At 71.2% G+C, this 22,944-nt stretch carries 20 protein-coding genes, 1 pseudogene and 1 CRISPR repeat array; of the genes and pseudogenes, 8 read left to right on the forward strand and 13 right to left on the reverse strand.

What is annotated here, in order from left to right; genetic code table 11:
• Positions 1-8: 8 nt before the first annotated feature.
• Positions 9-851, reverse strand: coding sequence for an endonuclease/exonuclease/phosphatase family protein (locus tag OHS17_RS00715; protein ID WP_330310554.1), 843 nt, complete (start codon positions 849-851; stop codon positions 9-11).
• 271 nt (positions 852-1,122) lie between these two features.
• On the opposite strand from OHS17_RS00715, the gene OHS17_RS00720 reads away from it, so the two are divergent.
• Together OHS17_RS00720 and OHS17_RS00725 are read left to right on the forward strand one after the other, a co-directional pair.
• Positions 1,123-1,878, forward strand: a complete 756-nt coding sequence (locus tag OHS17_RS00720) for an SDR family NAD(P)-dependent oxidoreductase (RefSeq protein WP_330310555.1) — start codon at positions 1,123-1,125, stop codon at positions 1,876-1,878.
• A gap of 83 nt (positions 1,879-1,961) precedes the next feature.
• Entirely contained in the window at positions 1,962-2,807 is an 846-nt protein-coding gene (locus tag OHS17_RS00725) for a helix-turn-helix transcriptional regulator (RefSeq protein ID WP_330310556.1), read from the forward strand.
• A gap of 36 nt (positions 2,808-2,843) precedes the next feature.
• Here OHS17_RS00725 and OHS17_RS00730 read toward each other — a convergent pair whose 3' ends face one another.
• The 3 genes from OHS17_RS00730 to OHS17_RS00740 all read right to left on the reverse strand — a co-directional run bounded on the left by OHS17_RS00730 (position 2,844) and on the right by OHS17_RS00740 (position 6,115).
• Complete coding sequence (locus OHS17_RS00730; RefSeq protein ID WP_330310557.1) at positions 2,844-3,938, reverse strand: DUF4037 domain-containing protein; 1,095 nt, start codon at positions 3,936-3,938, stop codon at positions 2,844-2,846.
• A 122-nt stretch (positions 3,939-4,060) separates the two neighbouring features.
• Entirely contained in the window at positions 4,061-5,584 is a 1,524-nt protein-coding gene (locus OHS17_RS00735) for an oxidoreductase (protein ID WP_330310558.1), read from the reverse strand.
• A gap of 36 nt (positions 5,585-5,620) precedes the next feature.
• Positions 5,621-6,115: a hypothetical protein gene (locus tag OHS17_RS00740; protein ID WP_330310559.1), complete on the reverse strand. Its 495-nt coding sequence runs from the start codon at positions 6,113-6,115 to the stop codon at positions 5,621-5,623.
• A 147-nt stretch (positions 6,116-6,262) separates the two neighbouring features.
• Between OHS17_RS00740 and OHS17_RS00745 the strand changes: the two genes are divergently transcribed.
• The gene (locus OHS17_RS00745) at positions 6,263-6,949 is read left to right on the forward strand and encodes a response regulator transcription factor (RefSeq protein ID WP_330310560.1); all 687 of its coding nucleotides are present in this window, start codon (positions 6,263-6,265) and stop codon (positions 6,947-6,949) included.
• A gap of 3 nt (positions 6,950-6,952) precedes the next feature.
• Here the strand turns inward: OHS17_RS00745 and OHS17_RS00750 are convergent, their stop codons facing one another.
• The gene (locus tag OHS17_RS00750) at positions 6,953-8,686 is read right to left on the reverse strand and encodes a sensor histidine kinase (RefSeq protein ID WP_330310561.1); all 1,734 of its coding nucleotides are present in this window, start codon (positions 8,684-8,686) and stop codon (positions 6,953-6,955) included.
• Positions 8,687-8,795: 109 nt separating this feature from the next.
• Positions 8,796-9,656 carry a universal stress protein gene (locus OHS17_RS00755; protein WP_330310562.1) on the reverse strand — a complete coding sequence of 287 codons (861 nt, stop codon included), beginning with the start codon at positions 9,654-9,656 and terminating at the stop codon, positions 8,796-8,798.
• Positions 9,657-9,924: 268 nt separating this feature from the next.
• Between OHS17_RS00755 and OHS17_RS00760 the strand changes: the two are divergent.
• A pseudogene (locus OHS17_RS00760) lies at positions 9,925-10,917 on the forward strand (Acg family FMN-binding oxidoreductase); the annotation flags it as partial.
• Positions 10,918-10,960: 43 nt separating this feature from the next.
• Here the strand turns inward: OHS17_RS00760 and OHS17_RS00765 are convergent.
• From OHS17_RS00765 to OHS17_RS00775, 3 genes are all read right to left on the reverse strand, one after another.
• Positions 10,961-13,351 carry a glycoside hydrolase family 65 protein gene (locus OHS17_RS00765; protein ID WP_330310563.1) on the reverse strand — a complete coding sequence of 797 codons (2,391 nt, stop codon included), beginning with the start codon at positions 13,349-13,351 and terminating at the stop codon, positions 10,961-10,963.
• 106 nt (positions 13,352-13,457) lie between these two features.
• The gene (locus OHS17_RS00770) at positions 13,458-14,540 is read right to left on the reverse strand and encodes a zinc-dependent alcohol dehydrogenase family protein (RefSeq protein ID WP_330310564.1); all 1,083 of its coding nucleotides are present in this window, start codon (positions 14,538-14,540) and stop codon (positions 13,458-13,460) included.
• Positions 14,541-14,655: 115 nt separating this feature from the next.
• Entirely contained in the window at positions 14,656-15,072 is a 417-nt protein-coding gene (locus OHS17_RS00775; protein WP_330310565.1) for an Hsp20/alpha crystallin family protein, read from the reverse strand.
• Positions 15,073-15,189: 117 nt separating this feature from the next.
• Between OHS17_RS00775 and OHS17_RS00780 the strand changes: the two genes are divergently transcribed.
• Positions 15,190-15,408: a hypothetical protein gene (locus tag OHS17_RS00780; RefSeq protein WP_330310566.1), complete on the forward strand. Its 219-nt coding sequence runs from the start codon at positions 15,190-15,192 to the stop codon at positions 15,406-15,408.
• Between the two features lie 339 nt (positions 15,409-15,747).
• On the opposite strand, the gene OHS17_RS00785 is transcribed toward OHS17_RS00780, so the two are convergent.
• Positions 15,748-16,233 (reverse strand): ATP-binding protein, encoded by a 486-nt coding sequence (locus OHS17_RS00785; RefSeq protein ID WP_330310567.1) that lies wholly within the window; start codon positions 16,231-16,233, stop codon positions 15,748-15,750.
• Positions 16,226-16,741: a hypothetical protein gene (locus OHS17_RS00790; RefSeq protein WP_330310568.1), complete on the reverse strand. Its 516-nt coding sequence runs from the start codon at positions 16,739-16,741 to the stop codon at positions 16,226-16,228. Before OHS17_RS00790 ends, OHS17_RS00785 begins: the two co-directional genes overlap by 8 nt.
• A 288-nt stretch (positions 16,742-17,029) precedes the next feature.
• On the opposite strand from OHS17_RS00790, the gene OHS17_RS00795 reads away from it, so the two are divergent.
• The 3 genes from OHS17_RS00795 to OHS17_RS00805 all read left to right on the forward strand — a co-directional run bounded on the left by OHS17_RS00795 (position 17,030) and on the right by OHS17_RS00805 (position 21,778).
• Positions 17,030-18,310 (forward strand): XRE family transcriptional regulator, encoded by a 1,281-nt coding sequence (locus OHS17_RS00795; RefSeq protein WP_330310569.1) that lies wholly within the window; start codon positions 17,030-17,032, stop codon positions 18,308-18,310.
• Complete coding sequence (locus OHS17_RS00800; RefSeq protein WP_330310570.1) at positions 18,307-18,861, forward strand: GNAT family N-acetyltransferase; 555 nt, start codon at positions 18,307-18,309, stop codon at positions 18,859-18,861. The genes OHS17_RS00795 and OHS17_RS00800 overlap by 4 nt, the downstream gene beginning before the upstream one ends.
• A 342-nt stretch (positions 18,862-19,203) precedes the next feature.
• Positions 19,204-19,539: direct repeats of the CRISPR family, unit length 30 nt; unit sequence CGGCTCACCTCCGCTCGCGCGGAGAGCACC.
• A 169-nt stretch (positions 19,540-19,708) separates the two neighbouring features.
• Complete coding sequence (locus OHS17_RS00805; protein ID WP_330310571.1) at positions 19,709-21,778, forward strand: CRISPR-associated endonuclease Cas3''; 2,070 nt, start codon at positions 19,709-19,711, stop codon at positions 21,776-21,778.
• On the opposite strand, the gene OHS17_RS00810 is transcribed toward OHS17_RS00805, so the two are convergent.
• Positions 21,729-22,616 carry an IS3 family transposase gene (locus OHS17_RS00810; RefSeq protein WP_330310572.1) on the reverse strand — a complete coding sequence of 296 codons (888 nt, stop codon included), beginning with the start codon at positions 22,614-22,616 and terminating at the stop codon, positions 21,729-21,731. The two genes, OHS17_RS00805 and OHS17_RS00810, sit on opposite strands and share 50 nt — an antisense overlap.
• Positions 22,613-22,912 carry a transposase gene (locus OHS17_RS00815; protein ID WP_073772198.1) on the reverse strand — a complete coding sequence of 100 codons (300 nt, stop codon included), beginning with the start codon at positions 22,910-22,912 and terminating at the stop codon, positions 22,613-22,615. The genes OHS17_RS00810 and OHS17_RS00815 overlap by 4 nt, the downstream gene beginning before the upstream one ends.
• Positions 22,913-22,944: the final 32 nt, after the last annotated feature.

A 22,944-nucleotide genomic window follows, 5' to 3' on the forward strand; every position in this document is an offset into this window, starting at 1 on the left:
CGTCGTGGTTACGTCCGGCTCAGGTCGGCCTGCACGAGATCGTGGTCCGACCAGGGCGTGAGGTGCACCTGCTGCTTCAACGAGTCGAAGCCGCGAAGAAAGATGTAGTCGAACTTGCTGCGCCAGTCGGTGGTGGGCTCGCAGGCGCCCGTCCCGGAGGGGCCGCACCCGGGGGCCGCGTCCTGGGCCACGCCCCACATCGCGATGAGTTCGGGGGCGTCGGGCACCGCGTTGAAGTCGCCGAGAACGATCGTCCGGTCGTACCGGGCGATCGCTTTCGCCAGCACGGGGGTCTGCTTCGCGCGGACCGGTGCCTGTCTCCGCTCGGCCAGGTGTGTGTTGAAGACCCGGACGGGCCGGCCGTCCACGAGGGTCGTGACGGCCACGTACCCGCGGTCCTCGGAACCGCCGTCGGGGTACTCCACGTTCACCCGGTCCGTCATCGGGGCGGCCGAGAGGATCGCCTGGCCGAAGCCTCCCGGGCTCCACGGCAGTCCCCCGCACCGGCTCCAACTCGGCAGCACCGATCCGTACGCGACGTGGTAGACCAGCCCGTACCGGTACCGCAGATAGTCCCGGATCCTCTCGACATCACCCACGCACGCTTCCTGCAAGCCGATGACCTGAGGCGCGTACGTGGCGATCTCCGCCGCGCGGCCGGCGTTCTGCCCGCTCCCCCTGCAGGGGTTGCAGATGTTCCAGGTCATGACCCGGTTCGGCACGACCTTTTCGGGGGCACTGGCCGGCAGCGGCTGGGCCGTGTAGACGCTGTTCGACGCGCTGGGGCCGGCGAGCAGCAGGCAGGCCATGACCAGCGCCCCCGCAAGCCACCGCACGCCGGTTCCGGTCACCTTGGGCTCCTCGAAAGTCGATGCACACCCACATGCGAGGTCCCTCGCCCGCACGAGCTTATGTGGCGGTGTGTGTGCGAGGTGTCCGGGCCCCGTGGCCGTACCGGGCTCGCGTGCGCGGCGCGGTCCGCGCGCGCGTATCCCGGAAGGGGGGATCCGCGATCCCTGGATAACCGCGGCCTTCATCCAACCTTCCGGCCGCGCGATCGTTGAGGAGTAGGCGGCGACGGACCGGCCGGTCCGCCCGCACCACGATCCGAACGGAGCCACCATGACCCGCATCGCCCTGATCACCGGCGCCAACCGGGGCCTCGGCCGCAGCACCGCCCTGCATCTCGCCGAGGCCGGTACCGACCTGATCCTCACCTACCGCTCGCACGCCGAGGAGGCGGAGGCCGTCGCGGAGGCGGCCAGGAAGCTGGGCCGCACGGTGGTCGCCCTGCGGCTGGACACCGGGGACACCGCCGGGTTCCCCGCCTTCACCGCACAGGTGCGTGAGGCCCTGGACCGGGAGTGGGGCCGCGACCACCTCGACGTCCTCGTCAACAACGCCGGACACGGCGTGCACGCGCCGTTCGCGGAGACGACCGAGGAGCAGTTCGACGGGCTGATGGACGTCCACGTCAAGGGCGTCTTCTTCCTCACCCAGGCCCTGCTGCCCGTGATCCAGGACGGCGGCCGCATCCTCAACGTCTCCACCGGCCTGACCCGCTTCATCGCCGCGCCGACCGCCGCGTATGCCGCGGCCAAGGGCGCCGTGGAGATCCTCACCCGGTACCTCGCCAAGGAGCTGGGGCCGCGCGGCATCGCCGTCAACGCCCTCGCACCGGGTGCCACCGGTACCGACTTCGGTGGCGGCGGGGTCCGCGACGACGAGGGCATGCGCTCCATGCTGAGCGGTGTCACCGCGATGGGCCGCCCCGGTGAGCCCGACGACATCGGTGCCGCCGCTGCCGCGCTGCTCGCCGAGGGCACCTCCTGGGTCACGGGACAGCGCATCGAGGCGTCCGGCGGCATGCTGCTCTGAGGGACCGGGCCCGGCCGGGCCCGTACGCCTTGACGACCGCGCCCCGGATGTCAGGCACCGGGGCCACGAGGGAGACTGGAACCGTGGACCGAGCACAACTCGCGGACTTCCTCCGCACCCGACGCGAAGCCCTGCAACCGGAGGACGTGGGGCTGCCCCGCGGGCCGCGCCGCCGCACCCAGGGCCTGCGCCGGGAGGAGGCGGCGGCGCTGAGCGGCATGTCGACCGACTACTACAGCCGCCTGGAGCAGCAGCGCGGGCCGCAGCCGTCGGAGCCGATGCTCGCCGCCATCGCCCGCGGTCTGCGCCTCTCGCTCGCCGAGCGGGACCACCTGTTCCGGATCGCCGGGCACAACACCCCCTCGCGCCCCGGCAATCTGCGCTCCGACCACATCACGCCCGGCCTGATGCGCATCCTCGGGCGGCTGGACGACACCCCGGCGCAGGTCGTCAGCGATGTGGCGGAGACCCTGGCCCAGACCCCGGCGGCGATCGCGCTCCTCGGCGACCAGACGCGGTTCACCGGACCTGAACGCAGCCTCACCTACCGCTGGTTCACCGATCCCGCCGCCCGGTTGCTGTACCCGGAGGAGGACCACCCGCTGCACAGCCGCTTCTTCACCTCGGGCTTGCGGGACGCGTACTCGCGGCAGGGTGCGGGCGGCCGCGCCGAGCACCTGCGCGACCTCCTGCTGGAACGCAGCGAGGAGTTCGCGGCCCTGTGGAGCGCGCACGAGATCGACGTACCGCGGGTGGACCCCAAGCTGGTACGCCATCCCGAGCTGGGCGTCCTCACCCTTCAGTGCCAGGTCCTGCTGGACCCGGAGCAGAACCAGACGCTGCTGGTGTACACCGCCACGCCGGGTTCGCCGGACGACGAGAAGCTGCGGCTGCTGCCGGTGCTGGGGGCGCGGACGGTGGGCACCTGACGGTCCTGGCCCTGTCGTTGGTCTGCCGGCAAGGCCCTACGGCAAGACCGTCGCGCGGGTGGCGGCGCGGGCGAGGTCCGGGCGGCTGAGGACCTCGGTGCTGTCGATCAACTGGTCCACGGTGCCGGCCGGTGGCAGGGCGAGGACGGCCGGGTCGGTGATCCGGGCGGTCAGGGCTCCGGCGAAGCGTTCGGCGTGCAGGACCTGGAACGGCCTGTTGTGGTACGGCCGTGTCGTGGGGTCGACGGGGTCGCAGAGGCCCAGGCCGTTGTGCGCCGCCGCGACGGTCTCGTACGCACGGGCGAGGTGCTGCTCGCGGGTGTGCCAGTCGGTCGCGGCCAGGGCGGCGGTGAGCACCGGCGTCAGGGCGGGCCCCTGGGCGTTGAGCGCGAAGGCGCTGCCGAGCCATTTGCCGTACGGCGGGTAGCGCCGGTCCATGAGCAGGCAGAGCCGCATCAGGTCGCGGACCAGCCGGGCGGCGACAACGGCGGAGCCGAGTTCGTCACCCACCTCGCCGCAGCGTCCGACGAAGGCCTCCTCCTGGGAGATACGCCGCCACTGGCAGGCGAGGAGGTACCGCCAGAGGTCATCGGGGTACCAGCCGACGGCGGTCCGGGCCGGTACGAGGTCGCCGAGGCCGTCGTGGAAGACCGCACCGGCCGTAACCTCGGCGAGGCGCTGGGCGGGGGTGGCCAGCCAGTCCGCCAGAGCGACGCCCTGGCCCGGGTCGAATCCCAGCCGCTCGGTGAACCAGGTGCCGGGGTCGGTGACCGTCACCCGGTGGTGCACCGGTCCCCCGGTCTCCCGCATGACCCCGATGCCGTCGTCGCCCGCCTCGGCGAAGTGCGTCGGGTAGCCGCAGAACGTCTTGGGCAGGCGCTCGGCGAGCAGCGCCGTGATGTCCGCCGCGTGACGGGCGGCGTCGCGCGGGTGCAGGAAGACCTCCAACCGGGGTCCCCACTCGTGGTCGGCGGAGCGGGCGGTGTCGAACCCGAGGACTTCCGAACCGCTGCCGAGCCGGGCGGCGGAGTGCGCCAGCCCGGGGACGGTCTCGTCCAGCAGCGGCAGTACGGCTTCGAGGTAGAAGCGGCGCGAGAGTTCCAGTCCGGGAATGAAGGAGGGCGTGGTCATACCGCAGAGGGTGCCGCACCAGTGGTGACCGGTCGAAGGCATTTCCGCGTACCCGAGGGGGAAACCTTCGCCTGGCGCGCGGCTCCTCCACGGTGTGACCGCGGCCGCCGCGCTTGCACCGGCTAGTTCTTCTGCAAGGTGCGCGTGACACCCGCGATGACGGCGGTCGCCAGCACCCAGCCGAGCGCGATCAGGAGGTAGGCCAGCCACTGGAGCCCGCCGTCCGCCCAGTACCAGGCCGTGCGCTGCCCCAGGCCGCCGATGGGGATCAGCAGGTCGAGTGTGTAGACGAGGGGCTGGAACGGGGCGCCCTCGCCCTCCTTGGCGGGGACGGGAGGGTGCGCGGCGAACGCCAGGGTGCCCAGGAGCGTCAGCGCGAGGAGCCAGACACCGGCCAGCCAGGGGCGGTAGCCGTAGCCGATGGACCCGTCGAGCAGATACCCCCAGGCCCGCGCGGCCGGTGACAGCGTACGGCGCCGGTGGCGCTGTTTGGCCAGGAGTACGCGGCGGGCGTCGTCGTCGTGGCCCGCCTTCCGGTACCAGTTCGCCAACTGCTCGTACGGCTGCGGGCTGTAGCCGGGACCGCGCCGGATCCACGCCACCCGGCCGGGCACGGACCCCCGGCGGCCGTTCGGCCCGGGTGCCCGGAGGGAGTCGTAGACGAGGCCCTCCAGCTCCACCACGTCCGGCCAGCTGTGCTCGTTGTCGTGGAGGGAGGCCACCTGCGCGCCGCGCAGGTCCACGGTGCCGTGCGGTCGTCGGGTGAGGGCGAGGTCGAAGTCGGACACCTGCATGGCGCGTCCGACCACGGCCCTGCCGTCGCCGCCGGGTGCCGCGCTCAGGAAAGCCCCCTCGAAGGTCAGGAGGTCCGAGACCCGGGCGCCCCGCAGCCGCACGGTCCCGTGGGAGGTGAAACCGCCGGAGAAGTTGAGCGTCGGCGCCCCGACGTTGTCCAGGGCCAGGGCCACTCCGCCCGGACCCGGGCGCCCCAACGGCACGGGGCGCTCCAGGTGCGCGCCCTGCATGAACAGTCCGCCGGACAGCTGCGCGCCCAGCATGCGTATCCCGCCCCGGGCGGTGAACCCGTGCATGCAGAAGATGCCGCCGCCCGTGTGCAGGCCGTCCGCGATCACGCCCCAGCCCTCGGACACGCACACCCGCGTACCGTTCAGAATCAACTCGCCCGCCACCGAGGCGTTCAGCAGGTCCAGGCATCCCTCCACGCGCGACCGGGACAGATCGAGGTGCCCTTCGACCCGTACGAGGGCGGCTTCGAGGCCCGGCAGTCGGCTGTCCACGACACGGATCGTCCGGGCGGACGCCCCGACGAGCTTCGGTGCCCGCTCGAACCAGCACTCCTCGATCCGGAGCGCCTGCCCGATCTCCACGTCCGAGAGGTCCAGACGGCCGCTGATGCGCGCGCCGACGAGTTCCACGCAGGCGACGGCGCCGGGCCGCACGGCATTCCCGCCCGAGAGCAGCGCCGCGATCACGGCGGCACGAACCGTCCGCCCGGGCCCCCACGCGCCGCCTTCGGTGACCCGGTCGTCCTCGGGCGCACCCGTGCGCAGGTCCACGCGGCGTCCCTCGGGGAACGCGTCCCACAGCTCGCGCTCCGGTGAAGTCAATTCGTCGTAAGAAAGCACTCGTTCAGATTAGCGATCTCCCTCCGGGCGCCCCGGTCAAGGCATTTCGAGTTCGGGAAAGGAGAAAAAGCCGCTGACGGCCCGCACCGTACGTTCCTCGTCGTCCTCCCGGTCGTGATCCGCCGCCGGCCCCGTAGGACGGGCCGCCGTGAGGGCGGGCAGCAGCAGATCGGGCTCCTCACCCGCGCGGAAGTACGGGGTCTCGAAGCTGAAGCCCGTGATCAGGCGCCCCTCGCGGTAGTACTGGAACGAGGGCCCGTGAGCCTTGGCCCAGCACGGCTCGGTCACGAAAACACCGAGTTCGCCGCCGTCCGGGCACAGCCGTCCGTAATCGGCGAGGTCGTACTCGCCGCACTCCCAGCTGGACATGTCGTGCATCACCAGTCCCCAGTCGGCTCCCCCGCCGTACGCGAGTGGCATGCGCTGCTGGTCGAGGAGCCCTCGCACGAGCGTGTCCAGGGACAACCCCCGGAAGAAGACGACGTTGGTCTCCTCGTGGTGCGGGAGCGCGCGGTGTATCCAATGCGTCATGCCGTGCACCGTAACCGGGCCCACTGACACGGCCCCGCGACCGTGTGCCGTGGAACCGGGTCACGGCCCCACCGGTGTCCGGAAGGGGCGTGATGGCGGACAATTCGAGTGGGGGCGGTTGTGTGTCCGCCGAGCAGAGAGGTCACCATGTCCGGTCCGCCGGTTCCCGGAGCGCCGACGCGGGTCTTCCTCGTGGACGATCATGAAGTCGTACGCCGGGGGCTGCGCGACCTGATCGATGACGAGCCCGACATGGAAGTGGTGGGAGAGGCCGCGACGGCGGAGCAGGGTCTCGCCAGAGGGCTGGCTCTGCGGCCCGATGTGGCGGTCCTCGATGTGCGCCTGCCCGACGGCGACGGGATCGGGGTGTGCCGGGAACTGCGCTCCGGGCTGCCGGGGCTGGCCTGTCTGATGCTCACCTCGTTCGACGACGAGGACGCGCTGCTCGACGCCATCATGGCGGGGGCGGCGGGATACGTGCTGAAGCAGATCAACGGGTCCGACCTGGTGTCGGCGATCCGCACGGTGGCGACGGGGCAGTCGATGCTCGATCCGGCGACCACGGCCCGGCTGATGCGTTCGCTGCGCGGGCCCGAGGAGCGGAAGTCCCCGGAGGACGAGCGGCTCGCGGGTCTCTCGGAGCGGGAGCACTCCGTTCTGGAGCTGATCGGCGAGGGGCTCACCAACCGGCAGATCGCACAGCGGCTGTACCTCTCGGAGAAGACGGTCAAGAACCACATCTCCCGGCTTCTGGGGAAGCTGGGTGTGGAGCGGCGTGTCCAGGCCGCGGTCATCGCCGCGCATGTGCACGAGAACGACGCGAACTCCGGATAGCCGTCAGTTCTCCGGCTCTTCCAGCGGGACCCACCACGTGAGCGTCGTCCCGTGCTCGGGGGGCTGCCGGGTGTGTGCGTCGAGGCCGCCGCCCAGCCGCTCCGCGCGCTCGCTCAGGTTGCGGAGGCCGCTTCGTCTGCCGCCGTCCCGCATGCCCACCCCGTCGTCGCCGACCGTGACGGTCAAGGCGCCGCCGTGCGCGACGACCGCCACCTCCGCGGCCCTGGCCTTCGCGTGACGGGTCACATTGGTCAGCGCTTCGGTCACCACCGCGATCGCCTCGTCGCCCACACCGGCCGGTACGTCGGTGTCGAGCAGGCCCTCCATGCGCAGCGCGGGTGCGAAGCCGAGCGTCGGCGTGGCGGCGTCGACCGCACCGACGACACGGCTCCGCAACTTGGGAGCCGTTCCGGGCTCGGAGTGCTCGCGGAGGCCGAAGATGGTCGAGCGGATGATCTTGATGGTGGTGTCGAGGTCGTCGATGGCACGGGTCACCCGGTCCCTGGCCACCGGATGCTCCACGAAACGCCGGGCGCTCTGGAGCGTCATGCCGGTGGCGAAGAGGCGCTGGATCGCGAGGTCGTGCAGGTCCCGCGCGATACGGTCGCGGTCCTCCAGCAGGCTCACCTGCTCGGCGTCACGACGCCGTTCGGCCAGTTCCAGGGCCAGGGCCGCCGATCCGGTGAAGGCGGGCAGCGCGGCGGTCTCGGTGCCGGTGAACTCGGGCCGCCCCCTGCGCCGCAGCAGGATGAGCACACCGCTCAGCCGGTCCTTCGTGCCCACCGTCGCGGCGATCGCCGGGCCGAAGCCCGTCCAGCGCTCGGGCTGGACCGTGATCCGTTCGTCCCGTTCGATGTCCGCGAGGAGGACGAGCCCGCCCGCGGCGAGTGCCGCGGCCGCCAGGGTGCCCTCGATGCTGGGCAGCACGACCCCCCGGTGCCGGTCGGCGCCCTCGCCGCTCGCCATCGACCCGCGCAGCGAACCGTCGGGGCCGACCAGGTAGTACACGCCCAGGTCGGCGTCGGCGATGTCCACGGCCCGGTCGAGCATGCCGTCGAGGACTTCCCGCTCCCGTGAGCCGGAGAGCAGCGCGCTGGTGAAGTCGGCACCGGCGGCGAGCCAGAGCTGGCGCATGCGCCCCTGCTCGTACAGCCGGGCGTTCTCGATCGCGATGCCGGCGGCGACGGCCAGCGTCGTCACCACGGCCTCGTCCTCGTCGTCGAAGCTGCCCCGGCCGCGCTTCTCCGTCAGGTAGAGGTTGCCGAACACCTCGTCCCTGACCCGGATCGGTACGCCGAGGAACGAGTGCATCGGCGGGTGGTGGGGCGGAAAGCCGTACGAGGCGGGGTGGTCGGCCAGCTCGTCCAGGCGCAGTGGTTCGGGGTGCCGGATGAGCTCTCCGAGGATGCCGTGGCCGGAGGGCAGCGCGCCGATCCGCGCGTGGAGTTCGTCATCGATGCCGGTGGTGAGGAACTGGGAGAGCCGTTGGTCGTCGCCGATGACGCCGAGGGCGCCGTATTCCGCGTCGACGAGCGTCACGGCGGACTCCACGATGGTGCGCAGTACCTGGGAGAGGTCGAGGTCCTGGCCGACGGACATGACGGCTTTCAGTAGTTCGCCGAGCTTTTCCCGGGTACTCCGGACCTCGTCCAGCCGTGCCTGGAGTTCACCCAGGAGTTCATCGAGTCCCAGGCGCGGAGACCGCGCTCCGCCGCTTCGGGTCTCCTCCGGACCCATCGGCACCTCCGGCTGCGTCGGACCCGCCGAGTGCCGGTCCCGTCCGTCCCGTTTCACCGTAGCCCCGATGCCTCGCGCCTTCCTGTCGGACCGGTCACCGGGGCGGGGGTCACCGGACCGGGACGGTGACAACCGGGCAGCGGGCGCGGTGCAGGAGGCCGTGGACGACGGAGCCGACGCGCATGCCGGTGTAGCCGCCCCGGCCCCGGCGGCCGACGACCAGGGCGAGGGCGTGCTCGCCCGCCTCCGCCAGGATCTCGACGGGCGAGCCGACGCGGACCTCGTGCGTCAGCCGGAGACCGGGGTACTTCTCGGACCAGCCCGCGGTGATCTCCGAGAGCTGTCTGCGCTCGGCCTCGAACATGGTGTCGCTGGAGCGGAGGGAGAAGACGGGCGGCTGCCAGACCGCGACGGCGCGCAGCTCCGCCCGGCGGAGGTCCGCCTCCTGGGCGGCGAACGCGAGGGCCGCGAGGGAGGACTCGCTGCCGTCGACGCCCACGACGAGATACGGCGGCTCCTGGGTGCTGTGCTCGGCCTCGCCCACCACCACGACCGGGCAGCGGGCCTGTGCGGTGACGGGGACGACGAGCGCGCCCGCGCTGAGGTATTCCTCGGTCCGGCTGAGATGCCGGGAGCCGAGGACGACCATGGCCGCGTCCTGCGCGAGGCGCGCCATGACCTGCGCCGGGAAGCCGTCGACCACCGCGGTGGCGATCCCGGTGCCCGGCCGCCGCTCACGGGCCCACTCCGCCGCCGCGCTCACGGCGTCCTTGCCCTCCAGGGCCCGGACCGTGTGCCGGGGGGTGTCGTCCACGTGGTGGGTGTCGTGCTGCGGGGGTACGGCCACGACCAGCCGGAGGGCGCGGTGGCGCCGGTGGGCCTCGTCGGCCGCCCAGGCCACGGTGAGGCGCCAGTCCCTCGACGGGTCGATGCCGACGACGATCTCACGGTGTTCCGTCGTGCTGCTCATGATCCGCTCCTGTCCCGGGGACGAGGCCCGCCACGGCCGCCTTGCTCGGTCTCCCTCCACCGTGGCACCCGGGACGCGGCGCCCGAAGGGCCGCCCAGGGGCGGGACGGGGGCCAAACGTCCCAACGGCCCCCGGCGGACGAGCCCGACCGGCCCGGGGCGTGGCCCGTACGGCCCTCGCCGCCCGCCCCGGAATTCGGGGACCGTGGTGATACGGGCACACGTGCCCTCCTCCTCGCACAGGCCGGCCCCGGCACCGTGGCCGGCGGACAGGACAAGCCGTGACCGCCAACGCTCTGCCCCGGACCCTCGTCGCGTCGCTGGTCGAGGACGCGATCCGCGCCCCGTCCATGCACAACGCGCAACCCTGGCGATTCCTCCACCGGACGGCCACGGACACCATCGAGCTGCACGGTGACCGGTCCTGCGAGATGCCGCACGCGGATCCGGTCCGCCGGGCCCTCCATCTGGGGTGCGGCGCGGCCCTGTTCGGTCTGCGGGTGGCCGCCGCGCACCGGGACCTGAACGCGGAGGCGGAACTGCTGCCCGCGCCCGGCGACCCCTGGCACCTCGCCGACGTACACCTGTCCGCCCCCGCCGGAGAGGCGGAGCTCGCCGCGCTCCATCCGGCGCTGCGGGAGCGGCACACCAGCCGCTTCCCGTTCACGGACGAGCCGGTTCCGCCCGAGATCATGGCAGGGCTGAGCGCTGCGGCGGCGCGCGAGGGCTGCCGGCTGGATGTGCCCGGCGACTGGTTCACCGACGCCCTCATGGAGCTCGTACGCGACGCTGCGAGGCTGGAGGCGGCCGACCCGCTGATCCGCGCGGAGGTCGCCGCGTGGACGCGTACGGAGGGCGAGGACCCAGGGGCGCAGGGGATTCCCGCGTACGCCTTCGGACCCCGGCAGTTCGACGTGACGTCGCCGGTACGGGATTTCGAGCCTCCGCATCCTGGACCTTCCCGCGCCTCCGCCCGCTTCGAGAGGCGTCCCGGGTTCGCCCTGCTCGGCACGCGGGACGACACGCCCCGTGACTGGCTGGTCGCGGGGCAGGCCCTGCACCGGGTGCTGTTGCAGGCCACGGCGGACGGCCTGTCCACCTCGCTCATGTCCCAGCCGCTGGAGTGGCCGGAGCTGCGTGCGCTGTCGCGGGACCCGCGTTCGGCGTCGGGCTTCGTGCAGATGCTGCTGCGCCTGGGATACGGGCCGCACGGGCGGGCGACCCCGCGGCGGCCGGTCTCCGACGTCCTGTCCTTCGTCTGAGCAGTCGCCCGTACGCCGTTCACAGCAGGAACCCGTACGCCGTTCACAGCAGGAACCAGCGCTCCTCCCCCGGTGCGACGCAGACCTTCCGCCCGTCGGGCAGCAGGACGGGAACGGGGCCCCGGGGCGACTCGGGTACGCGGACGGCGAGCCGTCCGGGCAGGACGCGGACCCGGACTCCCCGGTGGCCCTGGAAGCAGATCGTGAAGGAGAACCGGGGGATCTGCGCCAGGGGGACGGGCTGGACGCGCAGTCCTTCGGGGCCGGCCTCCAGGCCGGTGATGCCGCGCTCGACCAGGTCGACGGTCCCCGCCATCGCCCCGAGGTGGATGCCCTCGCCGGTCGTACCGCCCTGCAGATCGGCCACGTCCCCGAGCAGGGCCTCCTCGCAGTAACGCCAGGCGTCCGCACCCATGGTGCGCGTGCGCAGCCAGCCGTGGACGAGGCTGCTGAGCGTCGAACCGTGGCTGGTGCGGCGCAGGTGGTACGCCTCCGTCGCGCGCCAGGTGTCGTCGTCCAGCGGGTGGCCGAGGCGGGCAAACAGCTCGCGGAGTTCCCGGGGCCGGAAGAGGTAGCCGAGCATGAGCGTGTCGGCCTGTTTGGTGGCCTGGTAGCGGTTGACGCTGTCACCCTCGGCCTCCAGGATGCGGTCGAGCCGGCGGATGTCGCCGTAGCGGGCCCGGTAGCCGTCCCAGTCCAGTTCCTCCAGGCTCCCGTAGCCCTCGAACTGGCTGATCACGCCGTGGTGGAACGGAATGTACAGATGGCGCGAGACGTCCTCCCACCGCGTCAGTTCCTCGCCGTCGAGAGACAGTTGGTCCGCCAGTTCGGCGCGCCGCGCGGCGGGCAGTTCGGCCAGGAGGTCGAGGCCGCGGGCGAGGACCCAGGCCGCGGTGGCATTCGTGTACGCGTTGTCGTCGACGCCCGGCGCGGCCGCTCCGGGGTAGGCGTCGTGGTACTCGTCGGGGCCGACCACGCCCCGGATGCGGTATCCGCGCAGGTCCGGGTCGTACCGGGCGGCGCCCGCCCAGTAGCGGGCCACCTCCAGGAGGATCTCGGCCCCCGCCGAGTGGAGGAAGGCGCGGTCGCCGGTGGTCTGCGCGTACCGCCACACGTCGTGGGCGACGGCAGAGCCGACGTGCCGCTGGAGCCGTGAGTGGTCGGGCAGCCACCGCCCGGAGCGCGGATTGAGGTGGAGCTCCTGGGTCTCCTCGCGCCCGGAACCGGCGCTCTGCCACGGGTAGACGGCGCCCGTGGCCCCGATGTCCCGGGCCGCTGTGCGCGCGGCTGGGAGCCGGCGGTGGCGGTACATGAGCAGAGCTTTCGCCACCTCGGGGAAGTGCAGGTTCAGGTAGGGCAGGACGAACAGCTCGTCCCAGAAGACGTGGCCCCGGTACGCCTCGCCGTGCAGCCCCCTCGCGGGGACGCCGGCGTCGAGGTCGGCGGTGTGCGGGGACAGCGTCTGGAGTACGTGGAAGACGTGCAGGCGCAGGATGCGGCCGGCCTCGCCCGGTACGTGGAGCTCGCCCTGTTCCCAGAGGCGCCGCCAGGCCGCCTTGTGCGTGGCCAGGAGGCGGGGGAAGGCGGAGGCGCCGGCGGCCGCTGCGCATGCCTCCGCGCGCGGGTCGCCGGCCGGGCGGTCGGCCGAGGTGCGCAGCGCCAGGGTCTTCACGAGGCTCACCGCGTGACGCGGGGCGACGGGCAGGCGGTAGGTCTGCACGGGGGCGGTCGGTGTGGCCGTCCGCGCGGCGGGCGCCGGGGGTGTGGTGACCGTGCGGACAGCCAGGGCGAGGCGGGTGCCGGGGTCGTGGGTGCGGCAGGTCAGCCAGGCGGTGCCGCCGGGATCGAAACCGCTGCGGTGGCCGGTGAGATGGCGGCCCTCCAGATTCCGGTACCGGTCCACCCCGGCGTTGGTGACCGCCCCGTCGAGGACGGACTCCACCTCGATGGTGCCGCGCCATCCGTAGGCGCGGAAGGTGCTGCGCTGGGCGGCCAGGTACGGGTCCCCCATGTGCACGATCCGCGTATGGACGACGCGCAGCGAGCGTCCCTCGGCGTCCCGGAAGAACAGCTGCCGGGTGAGTGTGCCCGTGCGCAGGTCCAGCCGCACATGATGGTGGCGCAGGTCCGGGGAGTCGGGGGTCAGCCAGTCGCCGGGCGGCCCGTCGTCCGGGAGGCAGCGGTAGCGCACCACCGTCCAGTTGGGAAGGTTGACCATGTCCTCGTTCGTTACCGTGCGGCCCGCGACGGCCGAGCCGCGCCGGTCGTAGCAGCCGGCGAGGTAGGTGCCCGGGTAGTGGACGGGTCCGGCGGGGCATTCGGGTGCGGAGCCCCGGGTGACGAACCGCCCGTTGCCGAGTGCGCACAACGACTCGACCAGCCGCTCGCGTTCGGGTTCGTAGCGGTCGTAGCCCCATGTCCACCCGGTGCTCACCGTTGCTCGCTCCAGACGTTCCGCATCATGGTCGGGAGGCCGGGGTCGGCCGGGCCGGCGCCCTCCCCGCAGGGGGTCCGGGAAGAGCGCGGTGTCCGAACGTCGTTCATGCGGCGGCCGGAGGGGCGGGGACCTGCACGGCGGTGTGCTGCGGGGCGCCGAGCACGACCTTGATGGCCCCGGTGTCGGCCGCGCGGCCGAACACGTCGTACGCCTCCGCCATCTGCCCGAGTTCGAAGCGGTGGGTGACCAGCTCCGACGTGGACAGTCGGCCGGCCGCCAGCATGCTCAGCAGCATGGGGGTGGACGCGGTGTCCACGAGGCCGGTGGTGAGGGTGACGTCCTTGATCCACAGCTCTTCGAGGTGGAGAGTGGCGGGCTTGCCGTGCACCCCGATGTTGGCGACATGGCCTCCCGGCCGGACCATGCGGGTGCAGCTCTCGAAGGCCTCGGGCACGCCCACCGCCTCCATGACGACATCGGCGCCCAGGCCGTCCGTCAGGTCGGCGACGAGCTGTTCCGGCTCCTCGTCGGCGCCCACGGTGGCGTCGGCACCGAGCGTCCGTGCCGCTTCCAGCCGCGAGGCGGCGAAGTCGACGGCGACGATCCGGCCGGGGCTGTACAGGCGTGCCGTGGTGATCGCGGCGAGTCCGATCGGCCCGGCGCCCACCACGACGACCGTGTCGGCCGGCCGCACGTGGCCGTTGAGGACTCCCACCTCGTAGGACGTGGGAAAGATGTCGGCGAGCAGGACGGCGTCCGCGCTGTCCACGGCGCTGGGGAGCGGGTGGACCGACAGGTCGGCGAACGGGACCCGGACGTACTCGGCCTGTGTCCCGTCGATCGTGTGCCCGAGGATCCAGCCGCCTCCGCCGAGGCACTGCCCGTAGCGGCCCTCCCGGCAGTACCGGCAGCGCCCGCAGGCGGTGATGCACGAGATGAGGACCCGGTCGCCGGGCCGTACCGTACGCACGTCCCGGCCGGCCTCGACCACGGTGCCGACCGCTTCGTGGCCGAGGACGCGGCCCGGTGTGACCTCGGGTACGTCGCCCTTGAGTATGTGCAGGTCGGTCCCGCAGATGGTGACGAGATCGACCCGCACCACGACGTCGCCCTGCTCCATGATGTCCGGGTCGGGTACGTCCTGCCAGGCGATGCCGCCCGGTCCCTGAAAGACAGCGGCCCTCATGCTGTCCACCTTCCTCCTGCGTGGCGTACGGGTTCCCCCGCTTCCAGATTCGGCCGTCGCCCCCGGGCGGCGCTTGGGCCGGTCGGCCCCGGTGCGGGACCGCTCGGGCCCGTCGTCATGGCGCCCCTCGGCCGTTCTCCGTACCGCCGCGCCGGACGGGTACGGTCTGTACGGCCTTCGGCGCGCTGCCGGGCACCGGGACGCGGACGGTCAGCAGTCCGTCCGCGTACACGGCGTCGATGCGGTCCGCCGGTACCGCCTCCGGGAGGCGGACGGTGCGGCGGAACGACCCGTAGCGGAACTCCGAGTGCTCCCTGTCCCGGTCCGTCTCGTCGTGCTCCGCGCTCACGGTGATGAGGTTGTCATCGACGCCGACGTGGATGTCCTCGGGGTCCATCCCGGGCAGCTCGGCGCGCAGCACGTACATCCCGTCCCGCTGGGTGACCTCGACCGGGATGGAGTGGGGTGCGCTGCCCGGACGCCAGCCGGGCAGTCCCGGGAATCCCCGAGCCCGGCCAGTTTCCGCAGGCACCACAGGTTCTTTGCCTCGCGGGCGGTCAGCAGATCGTCGCTCGCCGCGTAGGCCGGCTGCGCATCCAGCACGTTCTCCCACGTACCGGCCCCACCCCGCAGGATCGAGACCAGGGACATGCCCAGCCAACTGTACTTCGCGATCAGCACCTCGCCGTCGACCACGACGCGGCAGACGTACGACGTGACGCTCGGGCACTGCGCCCCGAGGACGACTTCCTTCTCCGGCCACCTCTTCGTGGCGGCGCGCGTGATGATCTCCTGCGTGGCGGCGGACAGCGCAGCCGCGTCTAACGTTCTGGTCTCCGTAGTGATGGTCACTGCCGTCTCCTTGTGATCGCGCTTCTCTGGTCTTGAAGCACTCGCCGTCTTCGTGCGGGCGCCGAGGGTGCTCGGCCGCCGCAGTGACGAGAGGCGGGGTCAGGCCCGGTTGTGGGCGGCAATCAACTCTTCGATCCGGCGGATGCACGGCAGGCAGATATAGAGGGGTGCCTCCCCAACTTCCGGGCTGTAGACGGGGCCGACCCACAGCACGGACACGTCGGTCGCCTCGCAACGCCAGCACCAACCGGTAGTCCAGTCCCTGATCATGCGGACCTATCCGAGGGAAATCCCGAGGCACAGGGCGGCCCCCAGGACGGCCAGCACCACGAAGTACAGGGCCTGCATCGACCAGTCACTCATCGGACATCTCCAAGTCGGCCCAAACCTGCTTCCCCCACCGCCGGGGCTCTGCTCCCCATCGACCGGCGGTCACTGCCTCAACGATCGCGAGACCGCGACCGCGCTCTTCTTCTGCGCCGGCAGCCCGCAGCCGGGGCAGGTCTCGCGAGAAGTCCGCAACCGCAAGGCGCACGACCAGGAGGTCCCGCCGCATCACGCTTACGCGGACGTAGTCCCGCCGGGCATGAGTGACAGCGTTCGACATCAGCTCAGTGATGACGAGTCGCGCCTCGTCCTCGACGCCACCGAGGCCCCAGACGCCGAGGGCGGAAGACGTCAAGAGCCGCGCATCGCAAGCTGACTCGGCAATTCTCGGCAACGACATGCTGTAAGCGGGACGGCCATCGTCGGCCGTGGCCTCTGCGATGGCCAGGCCAACCCTGTTCATCAAGGGCCTTGCGGAGGTCGCCGTGCCTGCCGCGAAAGCGGGCTCAGGCATGGCGGCTACCTCTCGTGCGGTCATCAGCAAGCCGGCCCGCAGTGATGAGCGCAGCAAGAGGGCGGGCTCTGCAATGCAGCCCCGGGCCATCGAGGGGCACTACCCACCACGGACAGTCGCCGGCCTGAGGCTCGCTTGCGCGCGGGCTCGGGACTTGCAGTAGCGCCCTGTAGCTGTGCGCCACCGATCCGCGCGAGCGCCACGCCATAGCCGTGGACGCGGTGACCAGCACGGTGTACGAGCCCTCCCGGCGGAAATGCTCGGGGCTGTAGAAGACGGGGCCGCCCTCCAAGTGCGTCGCGAGCAACCGCCGGCACTGGTTCGGGCTATCCACGTCCAGGGCGCGATGCACCAAGTCGGCCGGGATCACGATCGCGCCGAACAGCACCCCGGGCCGCAGCCACGTCGACCCCTTGACCTTCCAGTCGTCGCGGCTCTTGCGCAGGTTCGGGGCGGCCGACAGCAGCCAGTGCCCGGCGGCGAGCTGCCGCTCGGCTTGAGTCGTCACCGCTGTTGCAGGAAGCGGCGGGAGTAGGCGCCCCCTGGACGCTCCGTCATCTCGTGCGTGTGTGCTCGGCATTGCTCTGCACTCCCAGGCGGATCGATGGGCAACGGCGACGCGCTACTGCTGCGAAGCGCCATTCCGTCCACCCCGGAACGGGTGGTCCACATCCAGGTAACTCCAGTCTCCGGCAACCCGCTTAGGGCGATGAGCCGAGTATCAGGCGACGCCACCTAGGAGGAATTGACTTGCTGTTTACCTGACTGGGCGGGTTCGCAGCGTTACGGTGCGCTCATGGAAGCCACGCGGAATGTTCTGCTTGCGGCGTGGATGGAGGAGCACGGTCACAGCTCCGCAAGCCTGGCCGAGGCCGTGAACCTGGCCATGGAGAGGGTGACCGGACGCGCCGGCGGGCACGATGGATCGTCGGTCCGAGCCTGGAAATCCGGCCGCACCCGGTGGCCCAACACGGCTACCCGCAAGGGGCTGGAAGCCGTTACGGGCCTCTCCAGCACCGATTTAGGGTTCGTTGCACGGGGCGGGGCCAAGTCCAACCCCGGCCTGAATCAGGAGGACCCCGACATGAAGCGCCGTACCCTCATCGGCGGTTTGGCCGCTACTGCCGCCGCGGCAGCCGCAGCCCCCGGCAGCGCACCACGCCGTATCGGGATCAGCGACATCAACCGGCTCCAGAGCCGGTTCACCGAGATCATCGCCAGAGATCACCGCCACGGTGGACAGCTCACCATCGAGCAGCGGGCCGCCGCCCTTGCCGACGAGGCGCTGAACCTCCAGAACGCCGGCAGCGCCACCCAGCGCGTGCGAAGCAACCTCTACGCCGCCGCTGCCGCGTTCCGCTCCTCCGCGATGTGGGCCGCGATCGACGGCCGCCGCTACATCGATGCCCAGCGCCACATGCGCGAGGCCCAGGCCCTCGCCGAGATGTCGGGCGACCAGGCAATCAAATTCCGCATCTGGAGTCACGCCGGGAGCATGTACCGGCACATGGGCCGGCCGTCCGATGCTTTCGCCGCAAACGACGTTGCGCGCGGTCTGCACATCACGCGCCGCGACCCCATGTTCGCGTCCCTCGGCCTGGCGCGCCAGGCCGCTATTCACGGCGCGGCTCAAGAGCGCACGGGCACCCGGCGTGCTTTTGACCAAGCGCAGGAGGCGATGGACCGCGCCGACCCGCGGGCACCCCGCCCGGTCTGGCTGGTCGCCTTCTATGACCAGGCCGAACTCGACTCGCTTGCCCTCTCCGCATACCTGGCGCTCGGGGAGTACCAGACGGCGGAGGCCCACGCCCACCGCTGCCTCGCCAGCCTCCGCCCGCACTTGCAGAGGTCCCGCACCATCACGCTGACCCGGCTTGCGCACGCCCAGCTCGCGCAGGGAGAAGCCGAGGCCGCCGTAGCCGCGGCGATGAAGGTTCCCGCCGCAGCGGCTACACAACATGCCCGCGTGTCACGGATGCTGGATGAGTTCGGGGCCGCCCTCCGCGCGACCGCGCCGGGCAGTCTCAACGTGCAGACCTGGACCGAGCACTCAGCCGCCTGGAGGACCAGCGCATGACCACGGCACCAGCCATCGAACTACGTCAGTTCACCCAGCTCGACGCCGCCCGCGGCGACCTGATCGACGTCTACGCCGAAGTGCGCGCACCCCTACTGCACCTGCCGAACTACGCAATCACCGTGTTCGGCGAGCGCCTGGACAAGCACGGCACCGAGCCCGGGTTCGTCGCCGTCCTCGCGTACGCGGACGGGCACCCGGTCGGGTACGCCTACGGCAACCGCATCGAGCACGGGGACCGGTACTGGCAACGCACAAGCCCGGAACCCGATGTCGAGTACACCAGGAGTCCGGCGCTGGCCATCAAAGAGATCGGTGTACGGCCGAGTTGGCGCAAGACGGGCACCGCCCGGCGCATCCACGACGCCCTCCTCCTATCATCCCCGGAGAAATACGTGACCCTCATGGTCAACGAAGCGGCCGGAGACGGAAAGGTCCACGCGCTCTACCGAGAGTGGGGGTACCAGGACATCGGCCACAGCCAGCCGTCACCCGCGTCGCCGCTCCTCGCCGTGATGATCCGCCCCTGCGGTTGGCCCGCCAAATCCTGACAACGAGCACGAAGACGCACCGCTCGTGTTCCACGATCGAGCGGGGCGTCTCCGTCAGGTCCGAGCTGGCAGCACCGCACCCCGCCGCCAGGGGTGCGCGGGCCGGGCCCACGGCGCCCCATGCCCCGCATCAGCGCAGAGACCGCGCCCGCAACAAAGACGCAATCAGGGCCGCGATGGACCGGATCCTCAGGGCGACCTCCCGCCCGGCGGGGGATGTGACCTGAAGACGCTGGCCGCCGAGTCCGGAGTGACCCGCACCGCGTTCCACCCGAAGAAAAACCGGGAGGCACCCCGCGCCCTAGGTGTATTGCCCATCGACGGGATCAGGGCCTCCCACAGCGGCTCACCTCCGCTCGCGCGGAGAGCACCGGCGCTCAGTCGTCTTCGGCATCGCTGCCCTCCGGCTCACCTCCGCTCGCGCGGAGAGCACCTCCGCCACGAGGCAGGCAGCGTGGCCGTGCCCGGCTCACCTCCGCTCGCGCGAAGAGCACCCCGGGCGCCACAACGGCGAGCGGCCCACCCGCGGCTCACCTCCGCTCGCGCGGAGAGCACCGGGGAGGACAACTGATGCCGTATCGGGCCGGCGGCTCACCTCCGTTCGCGCGGAGAGCACGTGCGGGGTGAAGCCGTGGTTGTCGCGGACCGCGGCTCACCTCCGCTCGCGCGGAGAGCACTCTGCCACCTGCCCTTACGGAAGCCCTTTGCAGTTCCTTTGCCAGGGATGACGGCGCGTCATACTCTCTCTCGTAGACATCGCGCAGCGAGTGTATGGCCCATCCCTCACGACGCCTCCAGTTCGGTGGATTTGGGGCCGCTGTCAGTAGAGGGTGCTATCTCTGTGCTCGTGGAAAAGACCGAGACTGCAGGTGCCCTGGAGGGCTGTCTTCTGGATGCGCGGATGTGGGGGAAGGAGTGCGGGCTGACTCGACCGTATCCAGTGATCTGTCATCTTCTCGATACGGGTGCCGTGTTCGGAGAGCTCTGGGATGCCGTCCTGAGTCAGGAGACCCAAGAGGCAGTGGCAAGCGCGCTTGGTCTGAGTCTGTCGGAGGCACGCGCGGTGGTTTCCTTCTGGGCCGCGTTGCACGACATCGGCAAGATCACTCCCCCGTTCCAGGCGCAGGTTCCCAGTTGCTACGGACTGTTGCGCGAGGATCCCGCCTACGCGAGTGCGCCTGGCGCGGAGCACGAGAGCCAGTTCCGTCACGAGATCGCTTCCCATTGGTCCCTGTTCCAGTTGCTCGAAGAAGCTGGCTATCCGGGTGACAGGCGTCGGATGCACCGAGCAGTGAGTCACCAGGTCGCGCAGCTCCTGGGCGGTCACCATGGTTCGTTCGGGGCGGTGCTGAAGTCCAAGGAGGCGGCGCAGGCCAGTGCATACAATGCTGGTCTGGGCGGGTCTGGGTGGGCGGATCAGCGGCAGACGCACTTTACGGAAGTGCGGCGGGTGATGGGAGCATCTGCGGTTCCTGCCGGAGGGCTTCCTGCCGGGCTGGCTGTGGTCGTGGCCGGGTTGGTGGTGGTGGCCGACTGGCTGGCGAGCCAGACTTCGGCGATCGAGGCTCGCCTGCCGGCTTCTGGCTGGTCGGGCACGCCGGCGCAGTTGGATGCGCACTGGCAAGGCGCGGTGCGGGCTGCGCCGAAGCTGGTGGGTTCGGCGCGGCTGGGCCGGGCGCGGTTTTCTTCGCAGGATTTTGCGGCGATGTTCCCCTTTGAGCCGAACAGTCTGCAGCGGGATCTCGCGGAGCATCTTCCCGGTTTGGTGCGTGAGCACGGGCCTGGGCTGGTGCTGGTGACTGCTCCGACCGGTGACGGGAAGACTGAGGGGGCGTTGTTCGCCGCTTCGGTGTTGGGGCGCGCGGCAGGGTGTCGGGGGCTGTACTTTGCGCTGCCGACGATGGGTACGGCGGATGCGATGCTGCCGCGGGTGGAGGCGTTTGCTTCCCAGGCGTTGTCCGGTGAGCGGGCGTTGATGCTGCTGCACTCCATGGCCTGGCTGAGTTCGCCGGGAAGCGGGGAGCGGGACGTGCCCGGCGATGCTGTCGGGCAGGCGGATGTTGTGAGTGCGGGCGCGTCGACGGTTGTGGAGGCGGATGCGTGGTTGCGCGGCCCGAAGCGCGGCCTGCTCGCTCCGCTGGGCGTCGGCACCATCGACCAGGCTCTGAGCGCGGTCCTGCCCCTGCGCTACAACGCTCTGCGGCTGTTCGGCCTGTCGGACAAGGTGTTCGTCGTGGACGAGGCCCACGCCTACGGGCCGTGGATGCATCAGCTGCTCCTTCGGTTGCTCGAATGGCTGGGAGCGATGCGCGCACCGGTCGTGCTGTTGTCGGCCACGCTGACGGGGCGTTCGGCCGGCTCTCTGGTGGATGCCTACCGGCGCGGCGCCGGGTTTTACGAGCCGTCCGCGGTGGCTCCGCGGTATCCGGGCTGGCTGTTCGCGAGTGGAGGGTCGGGCGAGGTCTCGGCTGTCCGGAGCACGCTGAGCAACAGGGCCCGCACTCTGATGGTGTCGCGCAGGGCGGTGGTGTGGGACACGGCGGAGCCGACTGGCTCGCCGGTCCGCGCGGGCGGGCGGCGGGCGGCGCTGCGCGAGGTGCTGGCACCCGTCGCTGACGTGGGCGGTACGGCGCTGGTGTGCTGCACGACCGTGGCCGAGGCTCAGCAGACGTACAGGGACCTCCGGGCGGCCTTCCCGGATCTTGCCGCCCGCCCCGGTGGACTGCGACTGCTTCACTCCCGGTATCCGGCAGACGTGCGGGCATCGATCACAGCCGACTGTGAGCGGGCCTACGGCAAGCCGGTCGCGTCCGACGAGCCGGTAGCGGTGCGTGTGAAGCTTCCCCGTGATCTTGGACACTCGATGGCTATGCCGCGAGGGTGTGTCGGTGCCGTTGGCGGGTCTCGGCCGGGGTGAGGTAGCCGAAGAACTTGTGTCTGCGCAGTCGGCGCCGGTTGTAGAACGTCTCGATGAAATCGAAAACGTCGGCACGGGCGGTGGCCCGGTCAGGCCAGACGCGGGTGCCGATCTCTTCTTTGAGCAGGGCCCAGAAACTCTCCGCGGCGGCGTTGTCGAAGCAGGACCCGGTGCGTCCGCAGCTCTGGCGGAGTTCCAACTCCCTTATTCGGTTCTGGAATCGGGTCGAGGTGTACTCGCTGCCGCGGTCGCTGTGGATCACGCAGCCGGGTTGCAGTCCACCGCGGCCGTGGGCCATGCCGAGTGCATCGACGACGAGATCGGCCCGGTGGTGATCGGCCATCGAGTAACCGACGACCTCGCGGGTGGCCAGGTCGAGCCAGCAGGCGAGGTAGAGCCAACCCTCGCCGGTGGGCAGGGCGGTGATGTCGCCGACCAGTTTCGTGCCGGGCGTCTCGGCGTGGAATTCGCGGCCGATCAGGTCCGGTGCCGGCCTGGCCTTCCTGTCCGCTCGTGTCAGCGAACGGCGCTTGCGGCGGGTCACGCCCTGGATGTCGTGCTCGCGCATGAGACGGGCGACCCGCTTACGGTTCACTGCCCGTCCCAGACGCCGCAGTTCGGCATGGACGCGCGGGACGCCATAAGTCTGGCGCGAGCCGACGTGGATCACGGTGATCTCGTGCACCAGGGCCTGGTCGGCGGCCCGGCGGGCGGCCCGGGGCTTTGCCGCGGCGAGCCAGGCATAGAACGAGGAACGGGCCACCTTGAGCAGGCGGCAGAGGAAAGCGACGCCGTGGGTGGTCTTCTCCGCCTCGATGAACGCGTACGTGTCGTTCACCGATCGCTCTCCTTCGCGAAGAAGACCGCGGCTTTTCGCAGGACCTCGATCGTCTTGGCCTGCTCGGCGTTCTGCCGACGCAGGCGCTTGAGCTCCTCGCGCTCGGCGGTCGTGAGTTCTCCCGGGGCGCCCTCGCCACGGTCGGCCTTGGCCTGGCGGTACCAGCCGCGCAGGGACTCCGAGCTGATGCCGAGCTCCCGGGCGACGGCGGTGACCGTCTTGCCCGTGGAGTCGACGAGCGCAATGGCGTCCCTCTTGAACTCCGCGGTGTACCGCTTCGTGTACTTGCTTCCCACCTGGTGCTACTTCCTCTGGAACCTCAGGTCCC

The organism is Streptomyces sp. NBC_00523 (genome assembly GCF_036346615.1).
Lineage (GTDB): Bacteria > Actinomycetota > Actinomycetes > Streptomycetales > Streptomycetaceae > Streptomyces.